This is a genomic window from Haoranjiania flava, assembly GCF_025631005.1.
GTDB classification, from domain to species: domain Bacteria; phylum Bacteroidota; class Bacteroidia; order Chitinophagales; family Chitinophagaceae; genus Haoranjiania; species Haoranjiania flava.
Window position 1 is genome coordinate 97,559 of record NZ_JAOTPL010000003.1, and the last position, 12,272, is coordinate 109,830.

Annotated in this window: 11 protein-coding genes; 4 read left to right on the forward strand and 7 right to left on the reverse strand. The window is 43.8% G+C overall.

Annotated features, from left to right (window positions below; translation table 11 throughout):
- Positions 1-13: 13 nt before the first annotated feature.
- Positions 14-1,546, forward strand: coding sequence for a RagB/SusD family nutrient uptake outer membrane protein (locus OD355_RS03320; RefSeq protein ID WP_263037029.1), 1,533 nt, complete (start codon positions 14-16; stop codon positions 1,544-1,546).
- A gap of 320 nt (positions 1,547-1,866) precedes the next feature.
- On the opposite strand, the gene clpX is transcribed toward OD355_RS03320, so the two are convergent.
- The 3 genes from clpX to OD355_RS03335 form a co-directional block, all read right to left on the reverse strand.
- A complete protein-coding gene (clpX, locus tag OD355_RS03325; RefSeq protein ID WP_263037030.1) occupies positions 1,867-3,111 on the reverse strand; it encodes an ATP-dependent Clp protease ATP-binding subunit ClpX in 1,245 nt (414 codons plus the stop codon).
- Between the two features lie 8 nt (positions 3,112-3,119).
- On the reverse strand, positions 3,120-3,773 hold the full coding sequence (locus tag OD355_RS03330) for a ClpP family protease (protein WP_263037031.1): 654 nt from the start codon (positions 3,771-3,773) through the stop codon (positions 3,120-3,122).
- Between the two features lie 176 nt (positions 3,774-3,949).
- On the reverse strand, positions 3,950-4,636 hold the full coding sequence (locus OD355_RS03335) for a ClpP family protease (protein ID WP_263037032.1): 687 nt from the start codon (positions 4,634-4,636) through the stop codon (positions 3,950-3,952).
- Between the two features lie 314 nt (positions 4,637-4,950).
- On the opposite strand from OD355_RS03335, the gene OD355_RS03340 reads away from it, so the two are divergent.
- Together OD355_RS03340 and OD355_RS03345 are read left to right on the forward strand one after the other, a co-directional pair.
- Positions 4,951-5,460, forward strand: coding sequence for a metallophosphoesterase family protein (locus OD355_RS03340; protein WP_263037033.1), 510 nt, complete (start codon positions 4,951-4,953; stop codon positions 5,458-5,460).
- A gap of 191 nt (positions 5,461-5,651) precedes the next feature.
- Positions 5,652-6,500, forward strand: coding sequence for a hypothetical protein (locus OD355_RS03345; RefSeq protein WP_263037034.1), 849 nt, complete (start codon positions 5,652-5,654; stop codon positions 6,498-6,500).
- Positions 6,501-6,508: 8 nt separating this feature from the next.
- On the opposite strand, the gene hemB is transcribed toward OD355_RS03345, so the two are convergent.
- Complete coding sequence (hemB, locus tag OD355_RS03350) at positions 6,509-7,486, reverse strand: porphobilinogen synthase (protein WP_263037035.1); 978 nt, start codon at positions 7,484-7,486, stop codon at positions 6,509-6,511.
- 159 nt (positions 7,487-7,645) lie between these two features.
- Between hemB and OD355_RS03355 the strand changes: the two genes are divergently transcribed.
- Positions 7,646-8,797: a tetratricopeptide repeat protein gene (locus OD355_RS03355; RefSeq protein WP_263037036.1), complete on the forward strand. Its 1,152-nt coding sequence runs from the start codon at positions 7,646-7,648 to the stop codon at positions 8,795-8,797.
- Between the two features lie 24 nt (positions 8,798-8,821).
- Here OD355_RS03355 and OD355_RS03360 read toward each other — a convergent pair whose 3' ends face one another.
- The 3 genes from OD355_RS03360 to OD355_RS03370 are packed head-to-tail and all read right to left on the reverse strand — an operon-like array spanning position 8,822 to position 12,230.
- Positions 8,822-10,168 carry a DUF58 domain-containing protein gene (locus OD355_RS03360; protein WP_263037037.1) on the reverse strand — a complete coding sequence of 449 codons (1,347 nt, stop codon included), beginning with the start codon at positions 10,166-10,168 and terminating at the stop codon, positions 8,822-8,824.
- Between the two features lie 5 nt (positions 10,169-10,173).
- Complete coding sequence (locus tag OD355_RS03365) at positions 10,174-11,136, reverse strand: AAA family ATPase (RefSeq protein WP_263037038.1); 963 nt, start codon at positions 11,134-11,136, stop codon at positions 10,174-10,176.
- Between the two features lie 2 nt (positions 11,137-11,138).
- Entirely contained in the window at positions 11,139-12,230 is a 1,092-nt protein-coding gene (locus OD355_RS03370; RefSeq protein WP_263037039.1) for a DUF4350 domain-containing protein, read from the reverse strand.
- Positions 12,231-12,272: the final 42 nt, after the last annotated feature.

Sequence of the window (12,272 nt, forward strand, 5' to 3'; positions counted from 1 at the left end):
AAAGACTGAATTTATGAAATATATAAACTTATATAGCTATTTGCTGATTTTTCTTTTATTTTTTTCATGCACCAAACTCAATGAAAAGTTTCGAAGCAACCTGGAAGAAGGCGATGATATTGCTGCAGCAGAATTATTAGTGACAGCATACAATATGTTGAACAGCCCCTATCAGCAGGGAAGCCGCTGGTGTTTGCAAGAGCTTTCATCAGATGAAGCTATTGCGCCAACAAGAGGTGGCGATTGGGACGATAACGGAAGACACCGCGCAATACATCTGCATACGTGGAATGCAGATAATGATTATTTAAGTGGTTGTTTTAATTCTTTTGGAGCAGCAGTATTCCAATCATCCAACGTTTTAAGAAACAATCCAACAAAGCAGCAGGCAGCGGAAGCAAGATTTATTCGTGCATTAGCACTCTTTGATATGGTGGACCTTTGGGGAAAGGCTATTTACCGCGAAGACCTTATAAACTTCAAACTAGATCCTATAATCTTAGAGGCTAAAGAGGGCTTGGATTTTATAATAAAAGAAGTGAACGAGATAATGCCTGACCTGCCATCAGGCGTCCCTGCATTTGTAGCAAGTCAAAACGCTGCAAGAGTGCTTTTGATGAAAGTATACTTGAACCGGGGAGCTTTTTTAAACCGTGAGTCTCCAAGTTTTCTACCGGATGACATGAACAAAGTGATTGAATTAGCAAACCAAATTACCGGATACACCATCTCTCTGCCGGGAAAGTATTTTGATAACTTTGCCCCAGACAACGACGAAAAATCTACCGAAAATATCTTTACACTCTATAATAAAGAAGGTGTACGGGGAGGAAGTGTGGGAAATACCTACAACACAATTGCGCATTACAATATGAATCCCGGAGGCTGGAATGGTTGGGCCACTTTAAGCGCCTTCTACAATAAATTCAGTGCCGGCGACGAAAGGCTTGGCTTTGACTACCGTTATACAGGCTTCGATAAACCAAATCCTGCGAAAAATAAGACAGTCGGTTTTTTAGTCGGACAGCAATACAACTTAACAACAGGAGCGCCGCTTATGGCCAGAAACCCGTCAACGCAAACCCTTAGTTTCACTCCGGAAATTACTTTGAGAACATCTGGAAGCACTTTAGAAACGGCAGGTATTAGAGTTTTGAAATATGCATATGATTATGCTTCAAAAGCAGGTCAAAAAAATAATGATTGGGTGATATACCGCTATGCTGATGTATTACTGATGAAAGCAGAAGCTATCCTTAGGGGCGGTGCGGGTACCGCTGCCGAGGCATTGGCTATTGTGAATGGTATTAGAAATAACAGGGGTGCTGCAGCATTGCTATCTCTTACCTTAGACAATTTATTAGACGAAAGAGGACGCGAATTGTACTGGGAAGGTTGGAGAAGACAAGACCTTATCAGATACAATAAATTTTTGGGCAGCTGGGAGACTAAGCCAGAGTCGGGCAAGCCGAAAGAGTTGGTTTATGCCTTCCCAAGTCAGCAAATCGCCGTAAATCCTGCTCTTAAACAGAATCCGGGCTACTAAGGAAGCAACTATTAAGATATAAAAGTTTAACAATGGTACTATAGATTTCATATGAAACAAGAGATGGGCCGGCAAACTTACGCCAGGCTTGGATGATTGTGGTTTTTAATAATGGGCCCGGATACATATTTTCGGTTGCTTGTCATCCGGATAGTTATGATTAAAAAGAAAAGCATGGCAATCCCATGCTTTTTTGAGTAGGGTAACGGAGATGCTGTCCGGCATTAAGCTTTATCAAACTACAGCACGCTGCCCAAAGTCAATACATAAAAAATGCGAAGCAGGGATGCGCTTCGCAGGATAATACGTATTTATATGGCTTATGCCGCGCCCAACATGCCGAGCTTGCTTTTTTCAAACTGCTGCCTGGCATAGTCGTAAGTTACGTGGAAATCTTTGGTATCCGTACCGGGCAGGTCAAACATGGCATCGTTGAGCGTATACTCTACAATGCTTCTGAGGCCGCGTGCGCCCAGTTTAAATTCCAGCGCCTTCTCTACCATGAAATCCAAGGCTTCATCTTCTACGGTAAGCTTAATGCCTTCCATCTCAAACAATTTGGTGTATTGTTTTATCAGGCTGTTTTTTGGCTCGGTGATGATGCGGCGCAGGACGTTCCTGTCGAGCGGGTCCAAGTGTGTTACTACCGGTAATCGGCCCAGCAATTCAGGTATGAGGCCATAGGATTTCAGGTCGGTAGGGTTTACAAATTGCAGCAGGTTTTTCTTTTGTTGCTCCTGTTGTTCTTTGTTTACGCCAAAACCTATAGCGTTGGTATTAATTCTTCTTGCAATAATTTTCTCGATGCCATCGAAGGCGCCGCCGCAAACAAAGAGAATGTTGCGTGTGTTCATCTTGATCATTTTTTGCTCGGGATGCTTCCTGCCTCCCTGCGGAGGTACCAGCACATCGGTGCCTTCCAGCATTTTTAGCAACCCCTGCTGCACGCCTTCGCCGCTTACATCGCGGGTGATAGACGGGTTGTCGTTCTTCCGTGCAATCTTATCAATTTCATCTACGAAAACGATGCCGCGCTCGGCTGCCTGCTCATCATAATCACATGCCTGCAATAAGCGGGTAAGCATACTCTCCACATCTTCGCCCACATATCCGGCTTCTGTAAACACGGTAGCGTCTGCAATGGCAAAGGGCACGTTCAGTAAGCGTGCAATGGTTTTTGCCAGCAATGTTTTTCCTGTGCCTGTCTCGCCCACCATGATGATGTTTGATTTCTCAATCTCAACCTCATCGGTATCTTCAGTAGATTTGTGCAATATTCTTTTGTAGTGATTGTAGACGGCCACGGAAAGTATTTTCTTAGCATCGTCCTGGCCAATCACATACTGGTCAAGGAATTTCTTTATTTCTACCGGTTTTTGTATGGTGAGCTTTAAAGAAGATTTTTTTAATTTATTGTTGAGTTCCAGTTCCTGGGTAATGATCTCCGATGCATTCTCCACGCAGTTCTCGCAGATATGGGCATTGTCCATGCCTGAAATAAGTATTTTTACTTCTGCGCGCGGCCTTCCGCAAAAGGAGCAGGAAATATTTTTTTTCGTTGCCATTTTTTATTTTATAATTTTTCGAGCACGGCGTCTACGATGCCGTAGCTGATCGCGTGCTCTGCATCAAGCCAGAAGTCCCTGTCGAAATCTTTCAGTATCTGTTCTACCGGCTTGCCGCAATTTTCCGCCAATATCCTTGCGCTCAATTGCTTGGTCTTTTCTATTTGTTCTGCCTGAATTTCAATATCGGCAGAGGTTGCCTGGAAATAACCGCCAATGCTCGGCTGGTGTATCATTACTTCGCCATGAGGAAAAATATACCTTTTTCCTTTCTCGCCGGCGCTGAGTAAGATGGAGCCCATGCTGGCAGCCAGTCCCATGCAGATGGTGCTTACAGGCGATTGCAGCATTTTAATGGTATCGTAGATGACCATGCCGCTGGTAACTATGCCTCCCGGGCTGTTGATGAAAAACTTTATTTCTTCGCCGGGCCTGTCCGCATCAAGCAGGAGCAATTTAGCTACAATTTCCCTGGCAGATTTATCATCTACCGGGCCCCAAAGGTACACATCTCTTTTCTTAAGGAAAAGTTCTTCCTGCTTTTTTAAGATAAAGGAAGATTGCGGATCGGGTTTTACATTGCTTTCCATTTCATCGGGATTGTCTTCATTGTCGTCGTCATCGCCTTCACTCAGAAACGGGTTTTTATATAACAGGTTCATTTTTATTTTTTTAAAATTACAAATTGCAGATTATAAATTACAGATTACAGCGTATAAACGGATAATTCCCCTCGCTCTATTTACCATTTACCATTTACCATGCTCACTTCTTACATTTCACATTCTCCTCCCCACTCTTGACTCTCCATTATCCATTATCCATTAAATTCTTTCTTCTACTCTTGAGATTTCCTCGGGTTGCTTACCAGCACTTCGTCTATCAACCCGTACTCTTTAGCTTCCTGCGCCGTCATCCAGAAGTCGCGGTCGCGGTCTTTAGCCACGGTTGCCACGTCTTGTCCGCTGTGGAAGGAGATAATCTCATCCAGTTCATTGCGCAGCTTTTTGATTTCCTGTGCGCGTATCTGTATATCTGATGCCTGGCCGCCGATGGCGCCGCTCGGCTGGTGTATCATGATGCGGCTGTGTTTCAGTGCGCTGCGTTTGCCTTTTACGCCGGCTGCCATCAGCACCGCGCCCATGCTGGCTGCCATGCCGGTACAGATGGTGGCCACATCCGGGCTTACAAACTGCATAGTATCATAAATGCCCAGGCCTGCATAGATGCTGCCGCCGGGGCTGTTGATGTACATCTGAATATCGCGTGTTCTGTCAGTACTGTCTAAAAACAATAACTGCGCAGTAACAATATTGGCTACATAATCGTTCACCGCTTCTCCCATGAAGATGATGCGGTCCATCATCAGGCGGCTGAAAACATCCATTGACGCCACGTTCAGCGGACGTTCCTCAATAATGTACGGTGTAAGGTTGGTGAAATTATATCCATAGTTATGCAGGGTAGCGCTGCTGATGCGGCGTTCTTTCACTGCATATTTTTCAAATTCTTTTCCTAAATCCATATGATTGTTTTTTTATCTTGTGATGAAGGCAGGCTTCATTTTTAATATATTCAAACTTACAACTCAAATTTTATGCAAAAAAATTAGTTGCGCCAAAAAGGCAGGCTTTCTTTAGAGGAATTGCGATTACAGATTTCAGATTTCAAATTAAGGTTGCAAATTCTCACAAATCATAAATTATTAATCACGATTCACGCTTAACTTCTCACTATTTACTCCTCCTCTCACCTCTCACTCCCTACATTTCACATTCCTCTCTCCACTTTTCTCTCTCCACCTTCCACTTTACTATTCAGATTGCGTAGCTTCGTTTGATGAAAATTATTGGCTTATTATCGGATACGCATAGCTTTTTGCCTGACGGTGTTTTTAAGCATTTTGCAGACTGTGATGAGGTGTGGCATGCCGGCGATTTCGGCAGCCCGGGGCTGATAGATGCCCTGAAAGACTTCAAGCCCTTGCGAGGCGTGTGTGGCAATATAGACAACCCGAAAATTTGCACTGAGTTCCCGCTGGAAAATATTTTTATGTGTGAGGAGGTAAAAGTTTACATGAAGCATATCGGAGGATATCCCAACAAATATGCGCAGGGCGTTAAAGAAACCATTATCCGCGAAAGGCCCTTGCTTTTTATCAGCGGCCACTCGCACATACTAAAAATCATGTACGACGATAAGTTGCAATGCCTGCACATAAATCCCGGTGCATGCGGCATACAGGGATGGCATAAAGTGCAGACGCTGGTGAAGTTTGAAATCGACGCCAGGCAGGTAAAAAACTGCCGGGTAATAGAGTTGGAAAAAAAGACGGGTAAAATGTATTGAGGTATATGATTAATTTATTATTTTAGCCTATTCCGAAGAACAACGGATTTAGTAAACTATTTCTTCAAAACTGCCGGAGAAAAATAGTGTCGCAGGAATAATCGTACAAAGTGTACTCGCTACGCGCGATCTGTTCCATACGGCCGGTTAAACAGATAAATAAAATGAAACAGCTTTGCCTGATAATGCTTATGGCTCTATACTTCACAAGTTGCGGAGACAACGATGTACCTTCAACTGACGAAGTGGTTACCGATACATTGCCCCCGAAAGCGAAAGGCCCGGTTGATTTTGTAGGAGAATATTTTAACCCCAGCATTACAGAGACTACCCCAGAAGGGCTCAGGATAAAACTGGAAATAAGAAAAGACAGCGTGGAAGGCCGGTATTTACTCAACTTCATTACCGTGATGTCCGGCGGGAAGGATAGCTGTTCACTCACCACCAAAGCAGTTACACGCAACGATACGCTTTTTACCTACATCACCACCGGTATAGATACGGCCCAGATGTACATAGCTATGCTTCCGCAGAAACAAAGAAGAACGTTAGATGTTTTCTCCACAAGGTTCAGGGATAAAGATGTGCTTGCTAAATTCTGTATCGGCAAGGCATCTATTATCGGCAGCTATGAAATGACAGACACACCCTCGGCTGCATTCGACAGCACTAAACAGCAAATGGGCTTCCTGAAAGGGTTTATAGGTAAGAAGGCCAGCGATGTGCAGCTATTTAAATTCGCTGTAATCAGGAACAGGCTTGAAACGCTGCTTGGCAAGACCGAGATGGCAAACCTGCAGGAAAACTGGATAGTGGAAGAGCCTTTTGAAGTAAAGGAAGGAAACATTTATAATGTAAGCGCATGCAAAACACGGCGCTGCAACATTTATAAAACAAATATTTTCTTCGATATTCCCAATGACAATATTACCGTGATCATTTCTAAACGTGGTGATAATACCATCATTACAGAGAAGCCATCCCTGCAGCTTCCGCCATCTGTGATGCACGAAATAGAGAGGGAAAGTAAGGAAAAATAAGCGTTGCCTTATTCCTGCAGCAACCTTGCTGCATATTTGGCAAAGTAAGTGGCAATGAGGCCTGCTCCCGCTCTTTTGATGGACAGTAAACTTTCCAGTACAGCTTTTTCTTCATTGAGCCAGCCCATCTTTGCGGCAGCTTTTATCATGGCATATTCTCCGCTCACGTGGTAGGCGCTTACGGGAAGCGTAGTGTTTTCGCGTATTTCACGGATAATATCGAGGTAAGCCATGGCAGGCTTTACCATCACAATATCAGCGCCCTGGTCTTCGTCCTGCAGCATTTCATTGATGGCCTCGAGCCTGTTGGCCGGATTCATCTGGTAAGTTTTTTTATCGCCAAAACCCGGTGCACTGTCGAGCGCATCGCGGAAGGGGCCGTAAAAGCAACTGGCATATTTAGCGCTGTAAGACATAATGCCTACGTGGCTGTAATTGTTTTCTTCCAGCGCCATACGTAATGCGCCGATCCGGCCGTCCATCATATCGCTGGGTGCAATAAAGTCTGCGCCTGCTTCTGCATGAGAGAGGCTCATTCTTGTAAGGGCCTCCACGGTTTCGTCGTTTACAATTTCGCCATTTTTTACAATGCCGTCGTGGCCATATTCAGAATAAGGATCCAGCGCTACGTCGGTCATCACTACCATTTCAGGCACTGCATCTTTTATAGCCCTGATGCTTTGCTGCATCAGCCCATCTTTGTTCCAGCTTTCCCTGCCGGTATTGTCTTTCAGCTGATCATCACATTTTACAAACAGCAGTACACTTTTAATGCCGAGGTTCCGGCAATCTTTCACTTCGGCTACGGTTTTATCAAGCGACCTCCTGTAAATGCCTGGCATGGAAGGGATTTCAATCTCCACATCTTTTCCTTCATCAATAAAAACGGGTAGAATAAAATCGTTGGCTGTTAGAGTTGTTTCTGCTACCAGGCTCCTGATAGCGGCATTGCGCCTCAGAATCCTGTTTCTTCTTTGTAAAATCATGTCTAAAAATTGAGGTGTAAATTTCGGAATATTTACCTGCTCTGAAAAACAAAAATCAAATTCTTATAAATCTTTTACAATAGGTACAGCATAAAAATTAAAAAATTAATTGTCAAATTAAAAACTTAGTTTATATTGCAATTGAAATAAAACTGTATCATGTTGAAAAAATACTATACAATATTATTCCTGCTCATTGTTTTTGTTCCCTCTCTGTTGAAAGCCCAGGATACTTCCCGCTACAAAGTATATTTCTGGCTGGATAATCAGCTCTATGATCAGGCAGCCGGCTATCTGGAGAAGATACTGAAAGATACTGCTGATGCAGGTTTGGCAAATGACCTGGCGCGCTCTTATTACTTTATGAAAGACTATAACCGGGCCGCAAAGCTGCTGGAAAACACCCTGAAGAAAAACCCTTATGATATAACAGCGAACAGGTTTATGGCAAATATCTATGAACTGCAAAACGCTTATGTAAACGCCATACCGTATTTACGCAGACTGGCAGACACCTTGGCAAACAATGCTTTACTCTACAGGGAATTAGGCAACATCTACCTGGCGCAGGATGATATTGATTCAGGAAAAGTGTACCTGGAAAAAGCGTACAACAATGGCAAAAAGATTCCTGCTGTTGTAGCAAGCTATGCAGACTACCTTATCAAAACAGAACAATATGATGCATGCGAAGATATATTGTATGCCTACTTTGCCGTGGACTCTATGAATACAGAGATCATAGATAAGATGATAAAAGTAGCAGATACAAGAAGCCGGTATGACACCATTACAAAACTTTCCGGTAAATATTTTGGTAAGATCGGTTCTCTGGTTAATACCAATGCCCTTATTATAAAAGCGTATATTTATTCTAATAAAACCGATTCAGCAATTGTGCTTGCTAACAGCTTGCTTGATAAGCGTATACTAAACGAAAAGGTGTTTTATTTTCTCGGTATAGCTTATGGAGAAAAATTAAATTTCGATTCCAGCAGGTATTTTATTCAAAGGGCTATAGAGTTTGGGTTATCGCCTAATGTAGAATCTTATTGGCTGCAGATTGCCAAATATGCTGAGCATACAAGCAAATTTGAGCTGGCAAAAAGTTACAGGGATACTGCCTATTATTTATTTCATAATCCTGTAAGCCTTTTCTGGAATGGTATGATGTACGCACGAACCAAGGCGGCAGATAAAGCAAGAGCAAAGTATTTTTTTAATGAATTTCTTCAAAAGCAAAACCCAGAAAAGCCCTCGCCGCCAAATCTTCTGCAGCATGCCTTGCTGTGGCTCAAAGAAAATAACTAAAGGTGGCAATGAGGTTTGAAGATATTACAACAACTGCCTGGCTTTGATTTCCAGGTATTTGTTCAGCACCTGCACGGTCAGGTTCTGCGGCGGTGTAAGTATGGTAAATATACCTTCCTGTTTTAATTCCTGCACGATTAGTTTTTTTTCAAACTCAAACTGCTCTACGATGGTTTGTATATAAATGTCTTTCAGGTTTGCGGCTTCCTTCTCCAATGCTTTTTTCATTTCTGTATTTTGAAAAAATACCACTACCAGCAAATGCCGCTCTGCAATTTTTTTGAGATAGGCTTTTTGTCTTTGCATGCCGTTCAGGGAAGCAAAGTTGGTGAATAATACTATCAGGCTTCGCTGGCTGATCTTATTGCGTATAGTAATATACAGTTTTTCAAAATCACTTTCCAGGTATCTTGTTTTCTGGCGGTACAACACTTCCTGAATTTTTTGCATCTGGTAGGCACGCTTGTCTGCCGGCAACAGTGTACCCATCCTGTCGGAGAAAGTAATAATGCCGGCTTTGTCTTCTTTCTGCACAGCAATGCTGCTCAATACCAGCGATGCATTGATGGAGTAATCCAGCAGGCTTAAGCCATCAAAAGGCATTTCCATCAGCCTGCCCTTATCAATCACGCAGTACACGGGCTGGCTCTTTTCTTCTACATAATTGTTTACCATCAGGCTGCCGCGCCTGGCCGTAGCTTTCCAGTTTACCGTGCGGTAATCATCACCGGTAACATATTCTTTGATGTGTTCAAACTCCATGCTGTGGCCAAGCCTGCGCTGCTTTTTTAAGCCGGCTTCCGAAAGGCGGTTGTTGATAGCCATGAGCTGGTACTTTCTCATCTGCAGGTACGATGGGTAGACCGCCACACTGTTTGCACGGTCCAATGAAAACCTTCTTTCGATGAAGCGTGCAAATGCAGAGATGTAAATATTGATCTTGCCAAAGTCATAGCTGCCGCGCTTTACAGGGCGGAGTGTGTAATCAATTACCGATGTTTTGCCCGCATGAATACGGGTGTAAAAATGTACGTTCCTGTTTTGAAATTGTATGGGTATTTCATCTATTATATCTGCGTATACAGGAAAAGGGTATTTATTTTCTATGAATAACTTTACCTCGTTCTCGTCGCCGTTGCTGAAGCGTTCTGCATGTGCACGCTGTGCATAAACTGCGTTTCTTTTTCTGAACAGCAGTATATATTCCACAATAAAAATACCGGCAAATAACAACAGGGCAATAAAAGGGATAATACTCAGCCACGACGCAAAAAATCGAATCACCATGAGGCTGACGACCACTGCACCTGCCATAAAAAAGCGGGTCGTAAAGTAGAGTGCGGCTATATAATTTTTAAAAAAGTTTTTCACGCTGCTTACCTGGGAACTTCAATTTTTTTAATGATCTCTTCAATCACGTCGTGCGGTGTGGCGCCCTCCATCTCGCGTTCCGGCGTCAGGATTATCCTGTGTGCCAGCACGGATGGCAGTACGCGTATCACGTCATCAGGCGTAACAAAATCTTTACCGTTCAGGGCTGCAACAGCTTTGCTGCCGTTGAGCACAGCCACCGATGCACGCGGGCTGGCGCCGAGGAAGAGAGAGGCATTGTTGCGGGTTTCACTCACAATGTCTGCAATGTATTTCAATACTTTTTCTTCTACGTGGATTGTTTTTATCTGCCGGCGGAATGCTACAATTGCTTCCCCGGAAATTACGCGATGAACCGTTTCATTGAAGTGTGTGGTAAAGCCTTTGTGTGCATGCTCCAGGATCTTTACTTCTTCTTCAGGGGACGGATAGTTCACGGTGATCTTAAACAGGAACCTGTCGAGCTGTGCTTCAGGCAGGCGGTAAGTGCCTTCGTGCTCTACAGGGTTTTGTGTAGCCAGCACAATGAATGGTTCCGGCAGTTTATGTGTAATGCCGTCGTAGGTTACCTGCCGCTCTTCCATTACCTCGAACAACGCGGCTTGTGTCTTGGCAGGCGAGCGGTTGATCTCGTCTATCAACACAATATTGCTGAATACAGGGCCTTGCCTGAATGCAAAACTTCCCTGCTGCAGGTTAAAGACAGAAGTGCCGATCACATCGCTCGGCATCAGGTCCGGCGTGAATTGTATGCGTGAGAAAGGTGCATCAATACAGCGTGCCAGCAGTTTTGCAGTGAGCGTTTTGGCTACACCCGGTACACCTTCTATGAGCACATGCCCTTCTGCGAGAATGGCTGCCAGCAACAGTTCTATCATTGCTTCCTGTCCCACGATCACTTTGCCGATCTCTTGTTTTATGTGTTGCATGGCGGTGTTCAGTGGAGCTAATTCATTTTTTTCTTCCATAGTTATGCTTTTGCCTGTTGATAAAATTGTTCTAATTGTTTATTGAATGCAACCAGCGCTTCGTCTGTGGCGGTTAGCTGTAAATGTTCAGCCCGTGAAAAAATAGCGCTGATCAGTTCATTATTTACATTGCTTTTCCGGGCAAGCGTTTCTACAAACGCATCATCCGGTTTGTTGGTTGAGAGCGCATAGCGTTGCCGGATAAATTCTGTAAGGAAGTTCATCTTCTTACGCACGATCAGTTCATTTTCTTTCCTGTTATAGTAAAGCGCAGCAACCGTTTCGGCAAACGACAGCGATTTATTTTCCAGCGGTTTCAGGATGGGTATAATGCGTTGCTTTCTTTTCATGCCAAATAAAATGTAAGTGAGCATCAGCAGTAAGGCTATACGCAAAGCCCACCTTGTCCAGAAGTTGGAGAGCAGCACACGCAATGGTGTAGCAGCGCCTTCGCGACCGAGTTTGTAATATTCATCCCAATAAACAGTTTGTATGTTTGATGGAATATGAGAGACAGCTTTGTTTACATAATCAGCATTATCGCCGGTAAGCATAAAATGGTTGCTGAAACAGAGCGGCGCGGCATGTATAAACAACGCGCCCTTGCCCATACGGAATTGTACAAAATTCGGGCTGGTGTTTTGTTGGGTAATGCCCAGCACGGTTGCGGAATCTTTTTTGTTGATCCAGGTGAAACTATCATCGATAGTGTATTTGGTAAATGTATAGCCGCCGTTTCTGCGGAGCGCAGGATTGGTAAAGTTTATAACCGTAGAATCTTTTTGCAGCGCTTGATAAAAAGTAGTTTTCAACTGCAGGGTATCTAAAAGCAATTTGCCGGGATTTAGGGAAGCGATAAAAATATAATTGCCGCTTTTTACAAACCGCAGCAACTCGTTGATGTCCTGTTTGGAGAGATTGAGTTTGGGCGCCAGCAGAAAATAGGCTGATGTATTTTTTCCTGGAGCATGCGCTTCTGTTAGCACATTATAAGGCGGCTTCCGGTAAGAGTTGATGGTGGCACCGGGGAAATAATCAGCCAACGAATTGTACAGGATATAAGCGCCGTAAGGGTTTTTATCACTTTGCTTCAAAGAGACTTCCCAGTCAACCGGCTTGGGTGTAGTAACTTCTGC